Here is a 24,295-nt window from a genome sequence, read left to right as displayed (position 1 = left end):
TGCCAAACCAAGTGGTATATCATCGTCATTTTAAAGCGGATTTGTAGTAGACGATTTTAAAACTAATCATGGCCGTCCAGTAGCCCGTTCTTTTCTACAAAATATTGTGGATGTGGTTGGCTCAATTGCTCAAGCTGTAGAAGCGGACTGGATGTATGAAACGCCCAAAATTGATGGCGTCGTTAGCACGGTATCTGTGAGTCTTGATGGTACTTGTGTGCTCATGGTCAATGAAGGTTGGCCAGAAGCCATGACAGGAACAATTACATTGTATAATAAGGTTGGAAAGCGGTTGCATACTCTTTATTTAGGGGCAGCGCCAGAATATGGCAAGACGAACTTTTTGGATCGTCTTGAGCGAGAAGTGTACCGCATTAAATTACAATACCCTAATGCAACCTATGTGGGTATTGCTGATGGTGCATGAGTGAGTTGGGATTTTTTAGAACGCCACACCCAATATCAAGTGCTCGATTTTTTTCATGCAACTGAATATCTTGCAGAAGCGTCTCATGCCATGCACCCAATCGATACTTCAGCACGGAAAATTTGGCTCGATTTGGCCTGTCACCGATTAAAACATGAGTTTAATGCAGCATCACAATTACTTAGTGAAATGAGCAACATGCTACCCAATAGACAAAATCAGGGTATTTCAATGGTTCTGCATTTAAGAGCGTTAATATCAACCAAAGGTCGATGGGAACAATTTGGGGAGCGTATTCATCAAGCAGGTTTAATCGGTCTGGCAGAAATTTACTAGTTATTTATAAGAAACAAAACAGTACATTAATTCGAGGTCATACCCGTTCAAACAAGCTCTTGCACCTTCTGTAGTATATCCTTTTTTCCAATACTGCGAACCAAGCCTCCACCCAACTTCCACTGCATGGCCAAATGGAGCTTCCCATTTTATATGATTTAATCCAATAAAACCAATGAACTGGTTCTTTGTTTATTCTTCAGCTGCCCATAATGTATATCCAAGTTCATCAAACTGTTTATTCATACTAGAAATAAAATCAGTCACCTGGTTGATTGTCAGTGAGCCTTTTAAGAACTCAATCACTTTAGGTTCCTGGTTGATATAATAATATTCGACAGCATCCTCATTGCGCCAAGGGCGCAATAGCAACCTAATCGTTTCAATTATTCTCATAAGCCACCTCAATCAATTAAGACAATTTGAATTTGATTATAAATCGATTAGGGATTTTAAAAATACAATTACTCATGTCCTCAATCATAAGGCTTGAGGTTTTTTATAATAAGTAGATACTTTTTTAGCCATCCAACCATTGTCTGGGAAAGTTGTTCCTGGTACTTCCCAAACACCTGTTGCAAAAGCACCTGCCCCCCATAAAATTGCAAATATATGTGCATCAACAGCACTTTTCAATTGGTCAGAACTAGTGTGTGCCCAATTAAAATTGTTTAACCTCAAACACTGTGTCGCACTTTTGTTAGCACATAAGCTGTATGCAGCCGGTAAATGAGCAATATCATGATTAATCCAGGAGGCGATATTACTTAAATCTTGGTGTAAGTTGGAGTCACCAAAAAAGTATACTGGCGCGGTACCTTCCTCACGTGCATCGAGAACAGGCTCATCCTGAGTAGGAATATGAGCAGCAGGTATCTGCCATAACATGGCGGGTATAAAATTTTTTCCTGCCTGCTCCCCTAATCCCTCACTTATTTCTTTGGTCATAGCCAGAAAGTTTTTCCATGCAGCATCATTATAGAATGTTGCCTGATTAATTAGTAAATTAGGAAATAGGTTGCTGTAATCATCAGCCCCATACCGATCAAAATAAATAAAATCGGGTTTGTAAATACCCGTGAATAATTCAAAGCTTTTTAAATCTGCAAGGACCTTATCAACATAAGGCCTTACTGCAGAGAAGCCTTGATGTATCCACCATCCTCCTTCCGGAACTGCGGAAATATTTTCATGAACGCCCACGGCAACATGGGGGCCAAAATATTTAGCCATCCAGTTTTGTGCTTGTAACCAGCCATTAAAATTATCTGTAAAATAAGGGATATCACTCACTGCGTTTGACGCACTACAAAGTGGCTGTACATACTCATTCACGCAAGCAGCAAAAATTTGCCCTGCAGTATAATTATCAGTTTTAGATTTAAGCCAAAGATGCAAATCAGTAGGAGTACCGTTGATTGTTACCGGTTTATTATCCCAACCATACGTACAATTTGGCGTATTGCTACTGTTATAACTAACTTTTTTAGTCATCATACAATAAGCATCTGAAAGAGCCTGTTTAACCGGGATAGTTAATGATTTAACCGTCTCCACCCGATTTGTATTACCTAAATAACCGAGCATGTCTGGGTTTAGTAAAATAGTGCCATATGTTCCTGTGTTGCTGTAAGCATTATCTTCCAGAGTCTTAGATAAAAACATAAGATTGAAAAAATGTTTTGTTAAATCTTCCAAATGGGTCACACTATCAGTATTCCAACCACCACTGAGTTGCCAGCCATATTCAACCAGGACGGGATTAACAGGATGCCCAGTATTCGTCCTAATACTTTTAGCCATGTTAATCATATTCCAAATTTTATATGGAGTTTCTATTTTCCCAGGATCACCATCACCGCCAGCACCGTTGTAGGTAAATACAGAGTCAACACGAATATTCGTCGGTTCTTGCAGGGCTCCATTCGTTATCGTCCCCATTGCCAGGTAATTTGGCCAACCAGAAATCTTGGAATTATTTAGATCTGCGCCATAAGCAAAAGTTGCTGTGATCATGGTACATAGAATAGAAAATTTAAGAGCTCTCTTTTTCATGCAATACGTCCTAAACTTAGTCTTTAAACGGCAAATAAATCGAACAAATATAATTTATTATTGATTTTTATAAATGAATATGTGCATAAGATTGCTGATTATATCATAACCACCGCCTCATTGATCAAAAAATAGGCAAATGTTTCGTGAATAGAATATCAGCTGTGTCAGCTATCAGAGGCGCAACTTAAGAAAAATTGACTACCCCCATGTCGTTTAAAATGCATCATCCCCTGTGACAGTGAAGATTATGCTGAGAAATAAAATTTCTAGCAGGTTTGTTGCTTCCCTGCTTTTTCCACTTAATTTTTCATGCCTGTTTCAGTAGTATTAGTTGACAAATTAGAAAGTTGATCTTGAGTCCAGTTAAATAACTTTTGCCCCACAGCCATCCCCACTGCTACTCGTGCCGTGCCCCATCCAATCCTAAATTGCTGTTGAAAGAAGCTCATCCGGCCCAGAAAAGAGCGTTGTAAATTTTTTGATTCATTCCACACTTTAGTAAGGGCTTCCTGTGTCGTTGGTGGTTTGATATTAGGGGGAGTTGCATATTGCATATTGCGAACATAATTGAAGGGGCTCGATAAAATTGTAGCAACTCCTGCTGCCGTTGCATTATGGATAAACTCAAGTTTCGGTTGATTTTCATTAGTAGTATTATTTTCAGATTTTTTTATCGTACTACTCATAAAAGTACGCAACATTTCATAAGTACTCCCAAAAACCATGTCACGCGTCATTGTCGCCGCCGTTCCTTTTAGAAAAGGCTTAATACCTCCCAGATTCCACATCTCCCGAATACTTGAACGAAAAGATGCATTTTCTTGTCCCCAGGTATGGTATTTGATCGCAGAAATACTGTTTGTGAATATCCCGCCAATACTTCCGGCAGTCATGCCCACAAAAAATTGAGAAAATGTTTGATTAATCCCTAAAGTATTACGTAAATAAGGAAATAAGTACCTGTTTAGCTCACCTTGTGCCACATAATAGATACCACCAAGAAAAGCGCGCTGCACGAATGCCTGAGAAAATCCTTGGTAAGGAGATTTAAAATTCTGAGATAACAGGAAAGGACGATTATGTTTCACAGATAAATACAAGGCTCGATCCCATGGATTAAATAATCCTGAGTTTGATGCTCCAGCAAGCAATCCGCTTGCAACATCAATATTAAATTTTTGCTTGTAATTTTGCTTTAAATCTGACTCAGATGCTTGTTCTTTCGTACCGTTTTTGCTCATCTTCCCCCCAACATTTATTTTTCTAAAAAAGAAGGCATTATAGCTTATTTGTTCAAATAATAAACTTTTACAAATTTTAAAAATGCTATCTACATTTTTATGGCCGGAAATAAAAAAAGAATTAAAAAGATGTTCTGGGAAATTTTCATCCCTTCATGCAAAAGAGCACATCAAGCTCAACCTTTTTTCAAGCAGCGGTTTCGGGAAAAAACAAAAGATGATAATGACTTTCACTTTTCTAGATAGTATCTATAATAACAACAGAAACTTATAATTAGAATGGTACTACCAAATAGTCGCAAATGGAGATTGTATTATGGCTAATGTAGCTCAAGTATTAGTGGATACTTTAAATAATGCTGGAATAAAACGGATTTATGGTATCGTCGGCGACTCTTTAAATGGAGTTACTAATGCCTTACAAAAATACAAAAAAAATATAGAGTGGGTACATGTGCGGCACGAAGAAGCCGCCGCATTTGCAGCAGGTGCAGAAGCGCAAGTAACGGGTGAATTGACCGTTTGTGCAGGAAGTTGTGGGCCGGGTAATTTGCATTTAATTAATGGACTTTATGATTGTCATCGTAGTGGTGTGCCCGTATTGGCAATTGCTGCACATATTCCGAGCCCAGAAGTTGGCGGTGATTATTTTCAGGAAACCCATCCTAATATCTTATTTCAAGAATGCAGTTGTTTTTGCGAAGTGGTTTCAACTCCGGAACAAATGCCACGGTTGTTACAAATTGCGATGCAGACCGCCAAAGCAAAATCAGGTGTTGCTGTATTAATTATTTCAGGTGACGTTGCTTTACAACAAGCACAGCATAGTGCGCGTACAGAAAATTATTCATATATACAGCCAGAGGTAGTACCTCCTATGCCTGTTTTAATGGATATTGCCGCACGTTTAAATGCTGCTAAAAATGTTACCTTATTTTGTGGTATTGGTGCAGCAGGTGCGCATGAAGAGTTGATGCAATTATGTAATCTTTTGCAAGCACCCGTTGTTCACTCTCTCCGAGGGAAACCGTTCATTGAGCACAATAATCCTTATGATGTAGGCATGACTGGACTTATCGGTTTTTCCTCAGGTTATTATGCCATGGAGGCTTGTGATACTTTATTATTACTAGGTACCAGTTTCCCATATCGACAATTTTATCCAGCTAAAGCGCAAATTATTCAAATTGATTTGCACGGAAATCGATTAGGATTGAGAACGGATTTGGCTTTAGGCGCAGTGGGCGATATTGCTTGTACTTTAAAGGCATTAATACCGTTGGTACTTCCCAAAAACGACCGTAGCCATTTAGATAAAGCAAGAGTGCACTATCATAAAACACGAGAAAATCTAGATGCCTTGGCAACAAAAACCTCCGATCATAAGCCGTTGCATCCACAATTTTTAGCAAAATGTATTGACGATGCAGCAGGCGATGATACGGTGTTTACTGCGGATGTAGGAACACCTACTGTATGGGCTGCACGTTATTTGCAGATGAATGGCAAGCGTCATTTATTAGGCTCCTTTAATCACGGTTCAATGGCAAATGCGTTGTCACAAGCGATAGGAGTGCAAGCAGCTTACCCTCAACGCCAAGTGATCGCACTATGCGGCGATGGTGGTTTTTCCATGCTAATGGGTGAGATTTTAACACTGATTCAACAGAAATTACCTGTTAAAATCGTCATTTTCAATAATGGCACTTTAGGCTTTGTGGAAATGGAAATGCACGTTGGTGGTATGTTGGATTATGGTACATCATTATCAAATCCTAATTTTGCCGCTATGGCTGAAGCAATTGGAATTAAAGGAGTGCGAGTGGAAAGTGCTTCCACTTTATCTACTGATCTTGAAAGAGCTTTTGCTCATCAAGGGCCCGTGATTGTTGATGTAGTAGTGGATCGTAATGAGTTAATTATGCCTCCAACTATCGAGCTAGGACAGGTAAAAGGTTTTAGCTTGTACATGATGAAAGCGATCATCAATGGCCAGGGTGATGCAGTACTTGATTTGATGAAAACTAATTTGTGGCGAGAATGAGCAGATTTTGGAATGTAGCAAAAGTAGCTCCAGTCGTGCCATGGGTAAAATTTAAGCAATAACATTGCCTGCTATGCAAGGATTTATGCCTAAAATTTCCTATTACTTGAATTTATTCCTGGTTTGGTTTTACCCATGACAAAGATTAGCCACAATATAGAGAAAATCAATGAGCTATTGGGTAATGGATATCCCATCTCGAGCACTTGAATTGTCAGCGGACACGAATATTTATTAAAATACCAATCTGCCACCAATCGATAAAATGCGCCTCCGATAGTAAGCCTTTCCTGCTTGAAGAATAATATTTTTCCAATTTACTAAGGCTTGTTGAATGGTCAACTCACCTTAATTTCGCAAATCAGTACTATGGAACTTAAGGCGCATTTTATCTGAATTACTTTTACTGATTAAAAAACGAGACTTCGCCAGAAACCACATCGTACAAACCACCAATTATTTTTATGGTTTTTTGAGCGATTAATTCGCTTAATATAGTACTTTTACTGAGAATCATTTTGATGCTGTTTTCCACATTAATTCGAGCAACTTCATTGACATAAGGGAGATTACTTCCATTCCGATCCTGTTTAAAAGAAGTTTCTTGATCAATTGCAGGTGTGATTTTATGTAAAAGTTGTGTTAAATACCCTAATTCTGCATGATCACAAGCCCCCTTTATCGCACCACAATTTGTGTGGCCAAGGACTACAATGAGTTTGGAACCAGCTACTTTACATGCAAACTCAAGACTCCCGATAATGTCGTCATTTACAATATTACCAGCAATTCGAATACTGAAAATATCACCAAGCCCCTGATCAAAAATAAGTTCAGCAGGTGTTCTTGAATCAATACAACTCAAAATTGAGGCAAAAGGATATTGTCCATCAGCCGTCTCATTCACCTGTTGGAGAAGATTACGATTGTAGCGCAGATTTTGGACAAATCGCTGATTCCCCTTTTGAAGCAAATCAATGGCTTGATCTGGAGTAATATTAAGTTGCTCTTCTCTACTGATTGTTTTCATTAAAACTCCTCTATTTTAGTGACTTTTATTTAGCTCAATTTTTTATAAATATAAACATTATTAAGGATTAAAACATAATTTTCTTAATTATGAGGATTTTAAAAACATACAAGACATGAAATATATTGTAGCAACTATTCGTCATCAAATTATCGCGAACTATAACCTAAAAGATTCTATTAAAAAAATATTTTTAAGATCTATAAAACTAGCAATCTTTAGTTTCACAGATATACTAATACGCAGTCCCATAGGTTGGATTTAAAAAAGGACTATTCCACATGTCGAAAATTAAGGGAGACATTTGAATGACCGACAAGGATAACACTAAAAAATTTACAACAACAGATTCAGGCATACCTGTTCCAAGTGATGAATATTCTCTGAGCATTGGGCCAAATGGTCCGCTCGTATTACATGATCACTATCTGATTGAGCAGATGGCAAATTTTAATCGTGAAAAAATTCCCGAGCGCCAGCCCCATGCAAAAGGTGGTGGAGCATTTGGCTATTTTGAAGTAACGGAGGATGTAAGCAAATACACAAAAGCTGCTGTATTCCAACCCGGAACAAAAACAGATGTAGTAATTCGTTTCTCAACTGTTGCAGGAGAACGTGGAAGTCCTGATACCTGGCGTGATCCTCGTGGCTTTGCAGTCAAATTCTACACCAGTGAAGGTAACTTCGATATGGTCGGTAACAATACTCCTGTTTTTTTTATACGTGATCCCATGAAGTTCCAACACTTTATTCGCTCTCAAAAACGCAGAGCCAACAATAACCTACGTGACCATGACATGCAATGGGACTTCTGGACCCTTTCCCCTGAATCTGCACACCAGGTGACATGGCTGATGGGGGATCGGGGAATCCCCAAAAACTGGCGCCATATGAACGGTTATTCAAGTCATACTTACATGTGGGTAAATACCCAAGGTGAGAAATTTTGGGTAAAATATCATTTTAAAACTGATCAGGGCATTGAGTTTCTAACCCAAGAAGAAGCAAATCATCTTGCTGGAACAGATGGTGATTATCACATCCGTGACTTATATGAATCAATTGAACGTGGTGATTACCCAAGTTGGACTCTATACATGCAAATTATGCCGTTCAAAGAAGCGGAAACTTATCATTTTAATCCCTTTGATCTAACAAAAGTATGGCCCCACGCCGATTATCCTCTAGTCAAAGTAGGCAAACTTACCCTAAACCGCAATCCAGCTGATTATCACACTGAAATTGAACAAGCAGCATTTGAGCCTAACAATATGGTACCTGGAACCGGAATCAGTCCTGATAAGATGCTTCTCGCCCGAGTATTCTCCTACGCCGATGCACATCGGGCGCGGTTAGGGGTAAATTACAAACAAATACCTGTAAATAAACCCCAATGCCCAGTACACAGTTACAGTAAAGATGGTGCCATGCGAATTGAGAATGTCTCAGATCCCGTGTACGCACCTAATTCTAAAGGAGGTCCCAAAGCAGATAGCTCAAAAAACCCTGAAGTAGCGACCTGGGAGGCTCATGGAGATTTCGTACGTACAGCATATACACTCCGAAAGGATGATAATGACTTTGTACAGGCAAACACTCTTGTTCGGCAAGTTATGGACGATGAGGCTCGTAACCGACTGGTCAGTAACGTAGTCGCTCACCTAAAAAATGGCGTCACGCAGCCGGTGCTTGCAAGAGCATTTGAATACTGGAAAAAAATCGATCAACAAATTGGTGAACGCATTGAAAAAGGTGTAAAGGAAAGCTAAAGCGAGAATATCTTCCTTAAGGAATTATAGTCGTCCTCGCACAAGCGAGGACTCATATTGATGCAGACCACATGCTCTCATAAAAAATAGATTTCTGCTTTCGCAAAAATATCCCCTTACGCCAGTGGCTTTGTTGCCTGCATCAAAAAATTACTCTATTCAATAATAATCATTTATAAAAAAAGTCATAAGACCTTATGAAGGATCATTTATAACCCATAATTTCACCCAGCCCCAAAAAGATCAAATACTTTACAAGATGAGTTATAAAATGTACATTTTGACCACAATGAATTGCCAAAATACGACACCTAATCGATTTTTGCCTAAATAGAGGTTCTTTGATGCGCATTTTTAAAATAAATAAAGCTTGCATTTTCACGCTGGGACTAACGGGTTTACTCGCTGTAAGTCATTGTGCTTTCTCACAAAATACATGTGGGAATGGTCGTATGTCAGTTAGCTTTGACTTATCAAAAACAAACAATACACGAATTGAAAATAAAAATACTTATATCGTGGTATTAGGTATTGATCCTGCAACCAAAAAATATGCTTATGTGGCATTTAATGATGGCAATCAGACAGGATCACTCGTTGATATTACTGATGCCAATATAAATGGAAAAAATTATGGCGTTTCATTGTCAGAATTAATTCCAAGCTCAGGAGGAATGGCTAAAGCCTGTATACCTCATCTTACTTCAGGCAGAATTTATGTTTCTTTTGGAAATGCATTGGAGATACCTACTGACAAGAGAACATTGACGCCCATCCAACCCGATGTAAATAACCCACAAACAACTACAAACGGAACACTTTTTGATAAAATTGAATTTAATTACAACACTCATGGTGAAACGGTAATTAATCCAACTGGCGTTGATTTTATTGCCATACCCTATACCATTCAACAAGCTGGACATGAATATGGACATTTTGGCGGACTTGATGGTGTCATAAAAAATATGAAATCAATCATTTGTCATGCTGCAGGAGAAACATTAAATTCATCCGAATGCACGCAACGATGGGAACACTCAGAATGGTCAAGTCTCGTAGTTTATAATTCAGAAAATGCTTTGATGCGAATTGATGCTCCGGGAAGGTTTGGTCATCGATTTAGTGGATATTTTAATAACTATATCAATGAATTGAGCAAGTATTATACTTCATCTACAAATCGTTCCATAAGGATTGATTTAAAAGAATTAAAAAAAGGGATTTGGTCTGGTATTTTTATTCCAAATACTCAAACATTAGTCTTTTCACCTGAACTCGGCTCAAGTTCTGAATCTATCTCTTACAAATTGGATTCACCCAACGCAAGTAATTCAATTTTAATGGGTTCCCAGGCACCATTTAATAATCGCAACGAGATAGACTCCACCCTCACACGCGATTTGACTGCTGCGATTGTTTCAGGGATGTTGATGCGAAAAGAATCCGCTTTTATAGGGAAAGATTTTTTTGATTCACAAGGTAATCCTGTTTTTAAAAATAAAGAACAAATGCAGCAATTGCTTCCCTATTACTTTAATAATATAGATTATTCTGTAGATTATAATGTAAATCAATGTGGAGCTACTCAAGATGCTCCATGTGTGAATGTTTATTCTGAAGCGATGCATGCGTTAAGTTTCGATAAAAATATAGAACATCCACAAAAGAGCTATACGAATGCTTATGCCTTTTCTTATGATGACTTTTTAGGTATGGATGGAACCAATACACAAACTGATAAGAAACCCGTAACTATAGTAATTGGCGACATGAAAAATCGCAAAATCCCTCATGTTGATCCTTAAGACAGTCATAAATGGTGAATTTAATGAGACTTTAGAAAAAAAGCAGCGTCAATAGAATGGAATAGAGTCATTTTTGATGTTGCTGATTTTTTAAACCCAGCAAAAACTTTAGTTCCATTCACTTTTAAGAGAATTACTATTGATATTCTAAACGCCGGCAAAATATGCCATAGAAGGGAAAGCTTTTAGTTTGATGCCATTGAAGAATGTACCATGCTAAAAATTCGTAAAGTTATTTCAATTTTGCCATCTGCCACTGTGATAAACTATGAAAAATTAGTTTTAATTGTGTTAACAATGTGCTTGGTTCTGAGGTTAAGATGGCTATTTCTCTAAGTTTTATAGACATAGATAGCATTAACCAATCGATTCAAAAGGAACATGAGTCCTGGGTAAAAAAAAATGCTCCTCAATATGTTAATTTCGATAAAATAAAAAATCCGCAATACAGTATTTTAAATTATCCTGATTTGTGGTCTGGTGCACGACTTTTTGAAACAAAGATAGAAAAAATAGGTATTAATAACCCTGCAAGTGAAGAAATTGCTGAGTTAATACAAAAAGCACAAAAGAACTACAAAGCAGATCCTTTAAAAACAGAGGAGATTAAGCGCTTTGAAAAAAAATACACGAAATACCTGTCATTATTAAAGGAACGATGCCTGCTACTTGCAATTACCCAAACTTTAAATACCATTAACATCCCTAAAAAGAAAAATGAAGCCATCCATCTTAAAGATATCAAAGTAGATTTTCAAAAAGCACTTAATTTCTCGGCTTTGTTAAATATGCAAACGCGCCAAGATTGTTTAAAAGCCCATAGGCAAATAACGATGCTTTCTTATGCCTTAAGAAACAAAGCCGATGAGAGTCAGCAAAGAAATATAAAACAACTGGAGGTTCTGTCAAAACGACTCTTAGATGGTCATTATGAAAGTGCCAAAAAGTTGAGGCTCTTTGAAGCTATCGCTAATGATCTTTCTACAGTAACTTCCTTTATTGGCTTAGCTGTTGGTATTCTTGCAGCAATTTTAGTTATAGCCAGTCTTTTTTTCCCGCCTCTTCTCCCTATTGCGGGTATATTAGGTTCTATCGGATTTATTTCTTATACAGCCTCTGCTATTTCAGTCATAAAAATGGCGAATGAAGCCATAAATTATGGACGAGGCCCTAGTCCAACCGATGTAAAATGGATGATTTTTGATATTGTTTTCGCCCCATTATATATTGTAGGAGGACAAATCTTTTCGGGAATAACCCATGCACTAAATAATGTAAAACCGCTACAAAATCTGATGAAAACAACAGGCAATATCTGGAATAATATTGTCTCTAATGTATTTCCTGATATTTTTTATGTAAAAGAGACAAGTTCCGAGATGCTCTTAGTAGGCTCTGTATATACTACGGCTGGTAAATTAAAAAATACTTTATCAGCAACTTCCTGGAAAAAAATGAGAAGCGCGTTGACAGAACATGATGAGGACATTTTAAATAAAATAAATCTTGTAAAAAAAGAAATCTCACTTTTGAATAAAAGCCCAACAGCATTAAATGGGCGTGATTTTGCGTATACGAAAGTTAATATGAATAATACGCCTACAGATAAACCGCTAATAGTTAGTCGAAGTTTTCATGCACATATACTTTTATGGGACCATGGTTTTATAGGAATAAATACTTCGCAAAAAGCCCAACAGATTAAAGATGCAATTGAAACGTATAGAAATTTGCCACCCGATACCAAGACGAGCATACGCATTGAATCGTTATTAACTATTCAAGAACATTGCCAAGCTTATTTGACAAAATTTAAGGGAGAGCAAACAAAAGGCCGCTATAGTTTTGTGCAAAATCTAGCAACTAATATCGAAAAAGAATTAGATAATTTACTTTTTTTTATGACAAGTGAAGAAAACAACAATGATACAATACCCATTTTGGTAGGTTTTAAAGCACCTGGGTAAATTGTTGGATATCACATACACTCATATGTTAAGCTTTGTTAATTGCCAAGGTAAATTTATTTTGACATAAATAATGGATACCCAAATAAGCCAAGAAAAAAAACAATTATGGATTATTTTATTAATTGTCCTAATCAGCTTTTTGAGCTCTTCTATTGCTTACCCAATTTTTCCACCCTTATTTTTACAATCAAGTAGCCATTCAATTATTGGCACTGAGTGGAGTGAAACAGGAAGACGGATTTTACTAGGATTTACTCTTGCAATTTTTCCATTAGGGCAATTTATAGGTGCTCCCATTTTAGGAAAAAACTCTGATTTATATGGTCGAAAAAGAATACTTATTTTTAGTTTGGCTGGGAGCTTGATCGGCTATTTGCTCACAGTCTTATCATTTTGGATCAATTGTTTTTGGCTGTTATTGTTCAGTCGCTTTTTAACCGGATTTATGGAAGGAACATTTGCTGTTGCACGCGCGTATGCTTCCGAACTGACAACAATCAACAAATTTGTCAGTTTTGGCAGAATCAACAGTATGGCAGCCATTGGTTATATAATCGGACCAGTTATTGGCGGTTTACTATCAGACTCGAAAATTGTTCCGTGGTTTTCCTGGTCTTGTCCTTTTGCTATTGCGGCACTGGCCTCTGTTGCAACATTAGGACTTGCCTGCTGGAAATTACCAGAACATAAAGGGCAGAGCATCTCGTCAAAAGAGTCTGTGTGGAATCAACTGAATATTGCCCGTCAATTCTGGCTCTTATTTCAAAATAATCCTCATTTGAAACATTTGTTACTTATCAGCACAATTTTCACCTTCTCCGTAGATATTTTTTACGAATTTGGCCCAGTTTATCTGGCTGGAAAATGGTTGATGTCGCCGGCTATGATCGCTATTTATAACGCAGCTTTATCAGCAACGCTAGGTCTAGGGGCATCATGGCTTCCACGCCATCTTTCAAAACACCTCCCTATTCCCAAAATAATTACACTTTCCATGATGGCCACGGCTCTGATTTTCCTCTGCATGATTGCTTTTCAATATCGGATTCCTATGTTTTTATTTTTCGCATTGATTGGCTTTAGTATCACTAGTGTTACAACAACCATGACGATTCATATTTCTAATCAGGCACACGCTGCTATTCAAGGAGAGGTTATGGGCGCACAATTAAGTTTGAGAACACTAGGGGATGCTGTCATTTGTCTTTTTGGCGGTTTACTTATTGTAGTTTCTCTTATTTTGCCCATCATACTTTGCTGTATCACAGCATTGGTGGCAAGTGTTTTATGTATGTTATATTTAAAGTCGGATGTCCATTAACGTGAACTCGACTAAAGGTTAGAAATATCTTTTCTCATAAAGCTTTAAGAAAGCAAGGATGCCTCCATTTAATTGGGAGCCAGTTCCACATAAAAACAATTCTATAAAAAAATTACTTTATTTTTTATATCAAACTGAAGTTAAATTAAGAAAACTCTATAAATTTCATAAGTCAAAAACAATGGATTTATTAAAACGTAATGCAGGAATGCAAGAGCGAATTTATCCTTTAGGGCTGAGAGGATTGTTTTTATTACTGATAATTTGTGCCAACAGATCTATAGCGAATCCTTCTTTATTAGCAAGCGAGCCTCCACCCAGGGGGAATTATTCCTTAGCAACTTCACAACAACCAGGCCCATTTTTTTCCTTTGGACAAAATATAATTGATAAGAATCAATTTATCGTATCTTATAATCCGAGCTATATATACGGCAAGGGGCAAGGCATCCTAGAGGGCGATCCCGCCCTGCTTTATGGAGTTACAGACTCTATGTCTCTATTAGTCACTTTACCCTATGCCTTTAGATATAATAATGGCAATATAACTCAATCTGGAATAGGTGATCTCGCTATTGATTTAGAATATGCATTTTATAACTTCGAAAATTCAAAATATTCTGATCAAGCAACTATTATATTCTCTCCTACATTCCCTATCAGTAACTTAGGGTCAATCTCTAAAAAAAGTAATGTAAATCAACGGGTATCAGGATTTTCGAGAAAAAATGTCCCATCTAATTTCAATGCAGTTAGTTATTTTGTTGGGGCTACATATTCTCGAATGTTCATTGACTGGTATAGTTTTTTGGCTCCTGGGGTACTATTCATCGAAAAACATGATTCAATTCAGCAAGGGACACAATATTATTATAACCTGGGTATAGGACGTGACATCAAAAGTAGGGAAAAGAAATACATATTTGCGGGTTTACTCGAATTCAATGGCCAATACAGTGCTAAAACCACACACTTATCAAAAACAGTTCCTAATACAGGTGGAAATATTATTTATGTAACTCCTTCACTTTGGTTTTCTACATCCAAATTAGTTGTCCAGGTCGGAATTTCATTACCTATCAATCAGTATTGGTATGGTAACCAAAGTAATGTCTCTTATTATACGGGCAGTATTATCACATGGACCATACATTAGTCTGTAAATGTATATTTTGATGATGTTCTATACAGTCTCTCGAAGAAATTATATCTAACATTGTGCATTGTTTTTTTTGGTTCTAGAATTATTTGTTGTTGTGAAATGGATTTCTAACTTAACAAGGAATGGACAATGAAAATACCCTCTTATGTATTATTACTGACAAGCGTATTATTTAATAACCTGCATGCTGCAACAGAGATAGTTGTTCCCAAGTTGCCATCACCTGAACATACACTCATCAAGAGGTATTCTAACCCTATAAATAGCGATTCTGAATTAACCATTGCGCAAAGAACTATGGACTACCCAACACATGTGGTGCGTATGGAGGACGTACAACTACATGACTCGGCTCTAAATTGCGAACAAGTACACCAAAAAATTGATGAATTTTTTGTCAAGAAGCTGCCCGTTAATATGATTTATTATAACATAATCACTTATTGTAGTTATGATGCAGAAAATCCTAACATTGCTAAAAACTACACTATTAATGCCTATTTTGATCCTGTAACCGATCAAGCAATTGAATACTTAAAAAACTATATTCATGAATACAATGGACAAGATTTAATGGGAGTTCCTTTTAACATTGAAGAAGTAAAAAAAGTGATTGTTTCGTTAAACTTTGATGCCGGAATTCGAAAAGACAAATTTGGTCAAATTATTTTGCGGTACTTTCATGAAAATCAAACCCATAGTTTTCAAAATTTCTTTGATGTTCGTAGAGGATTAATTGCAGACATACACCGTCGAATTAATTCCAATGAAAGAGACACGATTATTCCATTATTTACCAAATGGTTTTCTCCAGGTGGGGAATCACTCTATATCCAAACCTTAAAAAGGTCTGATTATCTATTGTTACAACCCGAATTAATTTTCTTTTTAGATCAAGAACCAAATGCATTTACATCAAAGTTAAGGATGTATTACGCACACTATTGCGCGAACAATCCTAATAACAGATGCTTGTAAAGATAGGTCCTCTAAGTCAACACCTTAGAGGACGATACACATAGTTGGAGATGAACATCAAGTGATTGGGAAATCCGTTGGTGGCAATACAACAAAAACCCACATGGCAGTTGATGCGTGCGGCTTTCCAATTGAATTTCAATTGACTGCAGGTGAAGTACATGATGCTAAAGCAGCTCCTGTTCTCATTGTAATCAGGGTAACTGAAGTGCTCTCATCACCTTGAGTCCAATATGACTCAAACAAGGAGGCACGATGCAGTCATTTTAAGTTTATATTATGGCAAACAGGCAATGGTACCCTAGATACGGCTTCAACGTCCGATTTAATGAAACGATTCTGGAAGCATAAAAAGAATGGGGTTACAGGATTTACGCCCAGTACAATGTGCATCTATCGTTTTATTATGAGGTTCATGAAGCCTATGTAGAAGCTGCTCGACGTGAAAAACGTTTCAAAAATTAGTGGAGACAATGGAAGTTAAATAAGATTGAGGATCTTAATCCAGAATGGCTTGATCTAGATGAAGATATCTGCCATTGATTAAGATCGCCTGGATGCCGCGAACAAATCGAGGCACGCAGGTGATGGGCATAAATTATCAACACGCCTTAATTCAGTTCAGGTTGTGGAGCACAGCCTTAACATGTTGTATTGGTGATCCGCTTCCCCGTCGCAACCACACTTTAAATTTAAGAGTTCTGCTGAAAATTACTTGCTACAATCCATGCTTTCGCTGCTCTGCACCGATATATCCTCTTCAATCCCAAACTTATTGGATTTCGTGCTGGCTTGCCAAAAAAGAACGCTACTTCCTATGGGATCAAAATCATTATGTGTTGAAAGGCATTGGCTCTCGGTAAACTCTTCCCATGTCAAATAACAAGGATCTTTAGGTTGGAAATCAGTTAAAGGGAGATCAGGAAGCCACTTCTTTTTAAATTGATCCCCGTATAAAAAATATTGATATATCGAAATGTGCTTTTGGTATTCACTAAAAGATAAATGTCTATAGTTTTTACTGCGATACTCGTAAAGAGCTAAAAATAAATCATTAACTGTAGCCGTGGGTTCGAGTTCAAAAGTTATTGAATCCACGGTATTTTTTTTAGTTATGATAAATTTCATTTTACCATCCAAATAAATGGGCAATAGTTAATTAATATATTTTAAACAACGAGAAATCAATATGTAACTAATAGATAATTACATTACAAAAAATACCGGTTCGCCTTATATTGAAGCATGCAAAAATAAAATCTTTTACAAACAATAAGTTATAAAAAATTACGCATTTTTTAAAATTGTCTACTATAGTAAATTTAAAAACAATTATAAATATAGGGGATATCATGTTACTTCGATGGACAGGTGTAACTTTTTTGCTGTGTCTACTTAATTCTCCATGTTTTGCTGAAGAAAAAGAAATTGCCATCACAATTGATGATTTACCCTTTGTAGGTTCTGGTTCTAGTACCCCAGCCAGCCTGAAAAGAACAGAAAATCGCTTCATGGCTATAGTCAAGGCACTTGTTGATAATCAAGTTCCTGCAACAGGATTTGTCATAGGCGAGGCAGTAGCAAAAAACGAATGGTATTTATTAGAAGCGTTCCGTAATCAGGGCTTCTCCTTAGGCAATCACACTTATACACATAAAAGCCTCAATAACCTGAGCGCCGCTAAATACATTGCAGATATAGATCGAGCAGATTCTGTTTTAGCACCTGTCATGACTGAACCTAAATATTTCCGGTATCCCTATCTTGCTGAAGGCAAAGGACCAAAAAAACAACAAGTCTATGATTATTTGGCTGAGCACCAATACACAATAGCCCCTGTGACTATCGACAGTAAGGATTATGAATTTAATGCACGATTCTATAAAATACCCTATAGAAAAAGAGCACAGAACCTACCAGACTTTAAAAAACGTTATTTGGCATACATCTGGAAACAAACTCTTCTAGCAGAGCACAGAGCCAAAAAGGTTGATGGCCAACCTGTAAAACAGATCTTATTGATTCATGCAAATCTTCTAAATAGTTTATGTTTAGAAGACATTATAGAAATGTACCGAAAAAATGGCTACAAATTCATCAGTCTTGCTGATGCTTTAAAAGGAAATACCGCACAACCGCTCAGTAATAGTGTAGAGACAACCAATGGTTCCAAGCCTGAAAAAAAAGAGACTGAAAATAAATCAGCCACGAACAAGACAGTAATGGAGCATCAAAGTTAGTTCTATTGATACACTTTATAAATACATTCCCGCCTTTGCGGGAATGACAACTTGAGTGCCAGCAATTCGCTTTATAATTTAGCTGATTTTTCAGAAATTAACTTATTTTTCTCTAATCGAGAAATTGCGTGCTTGGGTAATAGAATCCAGTAATGCCCTTCATTTTTCATATGGCCTGCAATTAGAGTTGCTTTTTCACCACCACCCCAAAAAACATCTCCCCGCACTTTTCCACGAATGGCTCCCCCCGTATCTTGTGCAATCATTAAACGTTGCATGGGTTTATTCACATCAGGCTTTGTACTATCAGGTCTCGTGGTACTTAACCAAAGCGGAGCGCCCATAGGAATCCATTGTTTATCTATAGCAAGAGAATATCCAGGTGTTAGTGCTACACCTTGCGAACCAAGAGCAACTCCATCAGCCATCTTTTTGAAAAAAACAAATGATTTGTTTTGATTAATTATTTTATCCATTTGCTTCGGATGAGTTTCTAAATAACGCTTAATTCCTTGCATGGATGCATTATGCTTTGTCATAACACCTTTCTTAATCAACACACCCGCAATTGCAGTGTAAGGCGCCCCATTTTGTGCATCATATCCGATATAAATATTAGTACCGTCTTCAAGTTCGATAAGACCAGAACCTTGGATTTCTAAAAATAAACGGTCTACAGGACTATTAATCCAAACAAGAACCTTTGCCTTTTCTTCGATAGCACCTTTATTAATTTGTTCGCGCGTGTAATAAGGAACAAATTTCCTATCCTCTAGCCGACCTACAATACGACGATTTTTTAAATCATTAAAAAACAAGCCTAGATCAGCAGTCACTAAGTCATTAGGTGTTTCATAAATAGGTACATGAAACTCTTTGGACTGAGTATAACTTCCTTTAATAGCAGGAACATAATAACCTGTAAACAAACCAGGTTTCCCATTGTTTTCTGTAAACTCAACAGGTGTAAACCATTCTTCAAAAAATTGCTTGGCTTGCTTTTCTGCAACAGGAGTAATTTTTAAAGCTGCCGCACACGCAGGCTGCCAGTCTTTTACTTGTAAGTTAATTTGATCAGTACCAACAATTTGCTCTGGGCTTTGTCGAATGAATGCACGACAAGAGACCTGAAACGTCTGTAAAGATTTTTTTAAATCAGCTGACTTCCATCCAGGTAATCGTTCAAAATCAGCCTCTTTAAACATAATTTCAGGCTGCTTTGGTGGTTGATGTTTGATGAACCAAAATACCCTGAGCGAAATGCTAAAGGCGATTAAAGTTAAAAAAAGTATTGTATAAAGTATTTTCGTTTTCATAAGGAGGACGATTTTTACACGTTATGGAACATATTGCAACAAAAACACACGGTTTTAGCATTTTAATTGCATTTACCTAATCAGCTTTATAAAAAAATTGAATTAATAATCTTTTGATTTTAAATACTTTTTAAAAATTGTAAATAAACAATAAAAATTGGCTCAAATTTATTGGTAATTTATTAAAAATTACAAAAACGGTTGCTCGTTTGAGTAATTTCAGATTCCTATGCAGGCATAATAAGCCACAATAAAACAAAAAATAGAAATCCTTAGGTCATAATCCTATTGGAATTACCCCAAAGATAAGTAGCTCCAACTACTTATTCCTATGGGAATAACATGTTCTTTACCAAAACAATTCGCTAATTTCCCGATAGTAATCATTCTCACTTGTAAAAAAGATAAAGGCCTTCCCCTATCAAGTTGAACAACAGATAATCGTTGATGATGTGTTGCATACATCTGATTATTACCAAGAACCACTAAACAGGGAAAATCACCTAAATCTTCAATAAAATAGCCATATTGCAATCCATCATTTGACAAGGAACAACCTTGATTGTGAAGTAATTTATGGAGTATTTGGTTCTGGGAGTCCTCTTTAATAACACAGTTGGGGGCTAATAGTACCTCATATTTTTGAGATAATTGCCTCGCTACATGTTCCAAGTTATAAAAGTTCTTATGTGACTCTTCTTGTCTGTTGATTACCTTATGGTACAACAAAATATGCTGCATAGAAGCCAACAAAAGTAAGCTAATCACCGTAATCATCAACAAGGTGACTGTGAAAATAAATCCACTTTCATTTTTCATAATCCACGCACTGCAACCATAATCTTATGTGTCTTATCATCTTCCAAACCTAAAGTGACCTCAACAAACTGTTTGTTTTGAATAAACTGTTTTTCCGCAGATAAAGAATGAACTAAAGAGGTGAGCTCTTCTGATTTAACCAATTGATAATAAAAAATATTTTTTCCTTCAACATTTTTCTTGATAAACCAACACTCTTCTAAAAACTCACCCACGTAAGCGGATGCATCATAACCATGGATTAGGTTTTTTTTTAAAGTGATTCGTGTTTCATTAACTTGCTGATTAACACTTGCCAGTACATGTATTTCAGCATGGGTACAATCAGCAATTAATAAAGGTCGTTTTTCATTTAGTGAAACCGGATTTTGGACTAACAGGGTATTAGGACCTTCTACTTTAATCAACTTTGCAAAATGCTCATTCATTCGGCTCACCCGAATGAATTGCGGGGGGGTATTTTCAATATGAAGAGCTTGAATATTATTCTGATAATTCCTGTGATCAGTCACTTTTAAATGGTCAAGCCCCAGGCAAGGTGTAAATCCTGCACGCCGAATACTATCACTTAATAGATCATCTACCCATTGCACATCAAAACCAGATTCTAGGACTTTTTCTATCTCCAGGTACTGGTGCTTACTTTCTAAATAAAACTGAATTAACATAGTTATGATCACACTTGCTAAAAATAAACTGATCAATACTTCTGAAATACTCATCCCTGCTTGTATTTTCATCACTTTAACTCAATAGAACTATGCTTCCGAACTATAAAATTTAATTGATCATGCCAAGCAAGTTTTACAAATATTTCTTGACTCTTATGTTGTAAATCGAGATGGAAAAAAGGAGGAGGAAATGGGGCTTTTTTAATTTTGGTCATTAAGGTTTCTTCAATTTGATCCAGATGATGGGTTGCTTGTGTTCGTATCAGTAACTGATTTAACAGGTATTTGCTTTGCGATTGTTGCTCTATTAATGCGATGGCTAGAGTAGTTACTAGCAATAAAGACAATAATACTTCGATAAGGGAAAATCCCTTTTGCTGATTCATATTCCATTTTCCTTTAGTTGGATTTGCCCCTCAAAGGTTAATGTCATGAAATAAAAAACTCAAGAAAAACATCTATTATTTTTTTATGAATCATCAAATAAAATCAAAAAGTTATCATTATGTGCTTTTCAAAAACCATTATCGGCGTCTTTAGCTTAAAATAATGGTAGCCCTTATGACTCAGCCACAAAAACACTTGAATGAGCTTGCTAAAGCAGTGTAAAGTTTGTTTTGAAAAAATGCATCGAAGTAGACTATTTTATTTAAATTATTAAAAGGCAAGGAACCATTTATGGCAGTTAATTTTCAACAATTACCTCATCCAGGAATACGCGCTTTAGTCCCTTATAAACCAGGCAAATCTATAGAGGAATTAGCGCATGAAAAAGGTATAAAGGATATTATTAAATTGGCGAGTAATGAAAATCCTTTGGGTTGTAGCCCATTAGCCTTAGCTGCATTGCAAGATATGTCTTCTCATGTGCTTGCTACTTATCCTTCGCCCCTCAATCATCCTTTAATGATAAAACTGGCCAATAAACTCAAAATCAAGAGCAACCAGCTTTTTTTAAGCAATGGTTCAGACTTTATATTTAATATGTTACTTACTTGTTTTGGTTTACATAATGAAAAGCATATACTGACCCACGATTATGCATTTAGTACTTATGCCATTCAAGCACACTCTCTTAATATTCCCGTGCGTAGTGTAGCAATTAATCCCAACTGGGAAATCAATATAGACAACTTTATTGATGCCTGTACAGCCAAAACGAGCATCATTTTTCTGGCAAATCCAAATAATCCTACAGGAGTGCCTGTTGATCAAAATGAAATAAAACGCCTCTTAGAATCTATACCTGAAAGCACTTTATTAGTGGTTGATGAAGCTTATTTCGAATTTGCAGAATCGCAACTATCGCATAACAGCATTGAATGGATAGAGCAACACCCAAATCTAATTGTGACTCGCACTTTTTCAAAAATCTACGGGTTAGCTGGCGCGCGTCTCGGTTATGCCATCGCACATCCCTCCATTATTGAAATATTACTACGCGTACAATTACCTTTTACCGTTAATCAGGTAGCGCTCAATACCGCTTATGCGGCTTTAGATGATGAGGAGTTTTTGCGGTTAAGCCTACAGACTAATGCAAATGGTATGATACAAATGCGTCAAGGATTAGAGCAATTAAATATTGATTATTTACCTTCAGCATGCAATTTCCTTACCTTCAACTGCAAAGAAGATGGAATGCCACTCTACAACTATCTTTTGGATAAAGGTATTATTGTTCGTCCTTTGCATCCATATAAAATGGACCATTTCATTAGGGTCACCATAGGAACTCAAGAGCAAAATACCCGCTTTCTTGAGGCATTAAATAATTATTATAAGTAAGGAAATAAAATGACAAGCGACTTAAGCAGCAAACATTGTGAATCATGCGAAGGCATAGGCGCTGCATTAAATGCAGAACAAATAAAGAACTTATTGCCCCAATTAGACAAAAATTGGGTAGTAAGCACGGATAACCGCAGCATAAAACGCAGTTTATCCTTTAAAGATTTTTACGAGACTATGGCTTTTGTCAATGCTCTTGCCTGGATAGCCAATATTGAAAATCATCATCCTGATTTAGAAATTGGTTATAACTATTGTCATGTTCATTTCATGACGCATGCACTGAATGGCTTGAGTCATAATGATTTCATTTGTGCTGCAAAAATGGATAAATTATTAGCCGATTAACAGTAAAACTTACTATGGTTAAAATTTATGTCGTCATAACGATACAGATTTAAATGATATGCAAGAAAATCTGTATCAACGGCATAAAGTTCCAAACAATCCGTTCTATGCGCATTGATACTCAGAGAGCTGTATGGATAACTGTAAATCCAAGATATGTTTTAACGAAACATAGTGTAGCTAGCATTTAAAATCCTGGAGAAAATGATGCATTTTTTTTATAGAGTTCATTAAGGTCTACGATTTCTACATGAATATTAGGTATCTTATTTATAATTTGTTCATTTGATATATTTTTTTTATCGGAGAGCATGTGCTTTAACGAAACTTTATGCTCATCAAAGATAGTTGTATCCATAAAGTTACTCTCTTCTTTTGGTAAATCGATTGCTCGTGTACCTTGAGGTGCAATAATACTGTACCCCTTAGGGATACTGCATAAACAAAAATCAGGAGTAACTTCATTTGCAAAAACCTTAGACGAAGTACCTATTGTTTTATCAGCGAAATTACAAATTTGAATTCTTATTACTCCTTTTTCATTCATACGCGCTTTATTAAACTTAAATAATTCCACTGCCAATTCTTCTGTTATGTTTACTTCTCTGGGTTCGCCTCCTATCACTAAAGCTAGATCAAAGCGGTTTTCCCCCAATGGTTTTACCTGATCCTTCAATTGATTCAAAGCTATGGGTAAGTACGCTTCCCCATTCCTTGTTTTTTGTTTTTCATCTAATTTTATTTTCTTTAAATCAGTGGTAGCTAAATCTAAAATAGCTCCATTTGTCATTACTATAACAGCTGAAGCGTTTTTATGATGTTTTACATGATGCAATGCATGTATTATCGGTAATCCTGGCATCTTTAGCTGATAATCATCGGCTAATATCACAACCAGTAAACTCGTGTCTTCGGTGTTTTTAGATTCTTTTTTAATATTTTTATCAAAGATAAGTATCCATTATT

Annotated in this window: 19 protein-coding genes and 3 pseudogenes; 12 read left to right on the top strand and 10 right to left on the bottom strand. The window is 36.5% G+C overall.

Going from position 1 to position 24,295, the window contains the following annotated elements:
• Positions 1-43: 43 nt before the first annotated feature.
• Positions 44-763: pseudogene (locus EKG34_RS02035) on the top strand (ISKra4 family transposase); the annotation flags it as partial.
• Here the strand turns inward: EKG34_RS02035 and EKG34_RS18485 are convergent.
• From EKG34_RS18485 to EKG34_RS02015, 3 genes and pseudogenes are all read right to left on the bottom strand, one after another.
• Positions 764-1,159 (bottom strand): annotated as a pseudogene (locus EKG34_RS18485) (GNAT family N-acetyltransferase).
• 84 nt (positions 1,160-1,243) lie between these two features.
• Complete coding sequence (locus tag EKG34_RS02020; RefSeq protein ID WP_003631896.1) at positions 1,244-2,818, bottom strand: hypothetical protein; 1,575 nt, start codon at positions 2,816-2,818, stop codon at positions 1,244-1,246.
• A 302-nt stretch (positions 2,819-3,120) separates the two neighbouring features.
• On the bottom strand, positions 3,121-4,062 hold the full coding sequence (locus EKG34_RS02015; protein WP_003631897.1) for an MC/SLC25 family protein: 942 nt from the start codon (positions 4,060-4,062) through the stop codon (positions 3,121-3,123).
• Between the two features lie 316 nt (positions 4,063-4,378).
• On the opposite strand from EKG34_RS02015, the gene poxB reads away from it, so the two are divergent.
• Positions 4,379-6,106: a ubiquinone-dependent pyruvate dehydrogenase gene (poxB, locus tag EKG34_RS02010; protein WP_003631899.1), complete on the top strand. Its 1,728-nt coding sequence runs from the start codon at positions 4,379-4,381 to the stop codon at positions 6,104-6,106.
• A 403-nt stretch (positions 6,107-6,509) separates the two neighbouring features.
• Here poxB and EKG34_RS02005 read toward each other — a convergent pair whose 3' ends face one another.
• Complete coding sequence (locus EKG34_RS02005) at positions 6,510-7,136, bottom strand: carbonic anhydrase family protein (protein WP_012979034.1); 627 nt, start codon at positions 7,134-7,136, stop codon at positions 6,510-6,512.
• Positions 7,137-7,444: 308 nt separating this feature from the next.
• On the opposite strand from EKG34_RS02005, the gene EKG34_RS02000 reads away from it, so the two are divergent.
• The 7 genes and pseudogenes from EKG34_RS02000 to EKG34_RS01970 form a co-directional block, all read left to right on the top strand.
• Positions 7,445-8,905, top strand: coding sequence for a catalase (locus EKG34_RS02000; protein ID WP_003631902.1), 1,461 nt, complete (start codon positions 7,445-7,447; stop codon positions 8,903-8,905).
• Between the two features lie 344 nt (positions 8,906-9,249).
• Positions 9,250-10,713, top strand: coding sequence for a glycoside hydrolase family 64 protein (locus EKG34_RS01995; RefSeq protein WP_012979033.1), 1,464 nt, complete (start codon positions 9,250-9,252; stop codon positions 10,711-10,713).
• A 320-nt stretch (positions 10,714-11,033) separates the two neighbouring features.
• On the top strand, positions 11,034-12,680 hold the full coding sequence (locus EKG34_RS01990; protein ID WP_003631906.1) for a hypothetical protein: 1,647 nt from the start codon (positions 11,034-11,036) through the stop codon (positions 12,678-12,680).
• A gap of 73 nt (positions 12,681-12,753) precedes the next feature.
• Complete coding sequence (locus EKG34_RS01985) at positions 12,754-14,004, top strand: MFS transporter (protein WP_003631907.1); 1,251 nt, start codon at positions 12,754-12,756, stop codon at positions 14,002-14,004.
• 58 nt (positions 14,005-14,062) lie between these two features.
• Positions 14,063-15,160 (top strand): hypothetical protein, encoded by a 1,098-nt coding sequence (locus EKG34_RS01980; RefSeq protein WP_223800011.1) that lies wholly within the window; start codon positions 14,063-14,065, stop codon positions 15,158-15,160.
• 135 nt (positions 15,161-15,295) lie between these two features.
• Positions 15,296-16,144, top strand: a complete 849-nt coding sequence (locus EKG34_RS01975) for an Lpg0189 family type II secretion system effector (protein WP_003631909.1) — start codon at positions 15,296-15,298, stop codon at positions 16,142-16,144.
• A 52-nt stretch (positions 16,145-16,196) separates the two neighbouring features.
• A pseudogene (locus EKG34_RS01970) lies at positions 16,197-16,334 on the top strand (IS5/IS1182 family transposase); the annotation flags it as partial.
• Positions 16,335-16,855: 521 nt separating this feature from the next.
• On the opposite strand, the gene EKG34_RS01965 reads toward EKG34_RS01970, so the two are convergent.
• Positions 16,856-17,272: a hypothetical protein gene (locus EKG34_RS01965; RefSeq protein WP_003631911.1), complete on the bottom strand. Its 417-nt coding sequence runs from the start codon at positions 17,270-17,272 to the stop codon at positions 16,856-16,858.
• 224 nt (positions 17,273-17,496) lie between these two features.
• Here EKG34_RS01965 and EKG34_RS01960 point away from each other — a divergent pair, with 224 nt between their 5' ends.
• The gene (locus EKG34_RS01960) at positions 17,497-18,384 is read left to right on the top strand and encodes a polysaccharide deacetylase family protein (protein ID WP_003631912.1); all 888 of its coding nucleotides are present in this window, start codon (positions 17,497-17,499) and stop codon (positions 18,382-18,384) included.
• 71 nt (positions 18,385-18,455) lie between these two features.
• On the opposite strand, the gene mltA is transcribed toward EKG34_RS01960, so the two are convergent.
• The 4 genes from mltA to EKG34_RS01940 form a co-directional block, all read right to left on the bottom strand.
• Entirely contained in the window at positions 18,456-19,700 is a 1,245-nt protein-coding gene (gene mltA / locus EKG34_RS01955) for a murein transglycosylase A (RefSeq protein WP_003631913.1), read from the bottom strand.
• Positions 19,701-19,994: 294 nt separating this feature from the next.
• Positions 19,995-20,519, bottom strand: a complete 525-nt coding sequence (locus EKG34_RS01950) for a hypothetical protein (RefSeq protein ID WP_003631915.1) — start codon at positions 20,517-20,519, stop codon at positions 19,995-19,997.
• On the bottom strand, positions 20,516-21,259 hold the full coding sequence (locus tag EKG34_RS01945; protein WP_003631916.1) for a PilW family protein: 744 nt from the start codon (positions 21,257-21,259) through the stop codon (positions 20,516-20,518). The genes EKG34_RS01950 and EKG34_RS01945 overlap by 4 nt, the downstream gene beginning before the upstream one ends.
• Positions 21,259-21,576, bottom strand: a complete 318-nt coding sequence (locus EKG34_RS01940) for a prepilin-type N-terminal cleavage/methylation domain-containing protein (RefSeq protein WP_003631918.1) — start codon at positions 21,574-21,576, stop codon at positions 21,259-21,261. Before EKG34_RS01940 ends, EKG34_RS01945 begins: the two co-directional genes overlap by 1 nt.
• 292 nt (positions 21,577-21,868) lie before the next feature.
• Here EKG34_RS01940 and hisC point away from each other — a divergent pair, with 292 nt between their 5' ends.
• Both hisC and EKG34_RS01930 read left to right on the top strand, forming a co-directional pair.
• Entirely contained in the window at positions 21,869-22,978 is a 1,110-nt protein-coding gene (gene hisC, locus EKG34_RS01935) for a histidinol-phosphate transaminase (RefSeq protein ID WP_003631919.1), read from the top strand.
• A gap of 9 nt (positions 22,979-22,987) precedes the next feature.
• Positions 22,988-23,329 (top strand): 4a-hydroxytetrahydrobiopterin dehydratase, encoded by a 342-nt coding sequence (locus EKG34_RS01930; RefSeq protein WP_003631920.1) that lies wholly within the window; start codon positions 22,988-22,990, stop codon positions 23,327-23,329.
• 187 nt (positions 23,330-23,516) lie between these two features.
• Here EKG34_RS01930 and EKG34_RS01925 read toward each other — a convergent pair whose 3' ends face one another.
• Positions 23,517-24,221, bottom strand: a complete 705-nt coding sequence (locus EKG34_RS01925) for a hypothetical protein (protein ID WP_125461276.1) — start codon at positions 24,219-24,221, stop codon at positions 23,517-23,519.
• Between the last annotated feature and the right edge of the window lie 74 nt (positions 24,222-24,295).

Source organism: Legionella longbeachae (genome assembly GCF_004283175.1).
In the GTDB taxonomy this organism is placed as follows: domain Bacteria; phylum Pseudomonadota; class Gammaproteobacteria; order Legionellales; family Legionellaceae; genus Legionella; species Legionella longbeachae.
This window is presented reverse-complemented; position numbering and strand designations above follow the sequence as displayed.

Excerpts from the sequence above, each read along its gene's own strand:
- hisC (WP_003631919.1), top strand. The coding sequence starts at position 21,869 with ATGGCAGTTAATTTTCAACAATTACCTCATCCAGGAATACGCGCTTTA.
- EKG34_RS01980 (WP_223800011.1), top strand. The coding sequence starts at position 14,063 with ATGCCTCCATTTAATTGGGAGCCAGTTCCACATAAAAACAATTCTATA.
- EKG34_RS01985 (WP_003631907.1), top strand. The coding sequence starts at position 12,754 with ATGGATACCCAAATAAGCCAAGAAAAAAAACAATTATGGATTATTTTA.
- EKG34_RS02020 (WP_003631896.1), bottom strand. The coding sequence starts at position 2,818 with ATGAAAAAGAGAGCTCTTAAATTTTCTATTCTATGTACCATGATCACA.
- EKG34_RS01960 (WP_003631912.1), top strand. The coding sequence starts at position 17,497 with ATGTTACTTCGATGGACAGGTGTAACTTTTTTGCTGTGTCTACTTAAT.
- EKG34_RS01930 (WP_003631920.1), top strand. The coding sequence starts at position 22,988 with ATGACAAGCGACTTAAGCAGCAAACATTGTGAATCATGCGAAGGCATA.
- EKG34_RS01990 (WP_003631906.1), top strand. The coding sequence starts at position 11,034 with ATGGCTATTTCTCTAAGTTTTATAGACATAGATAGCATTAACCAATCG.
- EKG34_RS02005 (WP_012979034.1), bottom strand. The coding sequence starts at position 7,136 with ATGAAAACAATCAGTAGAGAAGAGCAACTTAATATTACTCCAGATCAA.
- EKG34_RS01945 (WP_003631916.1), bottom strand. The coding sequence starts at position 21,259 with ATGAAAATACAAGCAGGGATGAGTATTTCAGAAGTATTGATCAGTTTA.
- EKG34_RS01975 (WP_003631909.1), top strand. The coding sequence starts at position 15,296 with ATGAAAATACCCTCTTATGTATTATTACTGACAAGCGTATTATTTAAT.
- poxB (WP_003631899.1), top strand. The coding sequence starts at position 4,379 with ATGGCTAATGTAGCTCAAGTATTAGTGGATACTTTAAATAATGCTGGA.
- EKG34_RS01965 (WP_003631911.1), bottom strand. The coding sequence starts at position 17,272 with ATGAAATTTATCATAACTAAAAAAAATACCGTGGATTCAATAACTTTT.
- EKG34_RS01940 (WP_003631918.1), bottom strand. The coding sequence starts at position 21,576 with ATGAATCAGCAAAAGGGATTTTCCCTTATCGAAGTATTATTGTCTTTA.
- EKG34_RS01995 (WP_012979033.1), top strand. The coding sequence starts at position 9,250 with ATGCGCATTTTTAAAATAAATAAAGCTTGCATTTTCACGCTGGGACTA.
- EKG34_RS02015 (WP_003631897.1), bottom strand. The coding sequence starts at position 4,062 with ATGAGCAAAAACGGTACGAAAGAACAAGCATCTGAGTCAGATTTAAAG.
- mltA (WP_003631913.1), bottom strand. The coding sequence starts at position 19,700 with ATGAAAACGAAAATACTTTATACAATACTTTTTTTAACTTTAATCGCC.
- EKG34_RS01950 (WP_003631915.1), bottom strand. The coding sequence starts at position 20,519 with ATGAAAAATGAAAGTGGATTTATTTTCACAGTCACCTTGTTGATGATT.
- EKG34_RS02000 (WP_003631902.1), top strand. The coding sequence starts at position 7,445 with ATGACCGACAAGGATAACACTAAAAAATTTACAACAACAGATTCAGGC.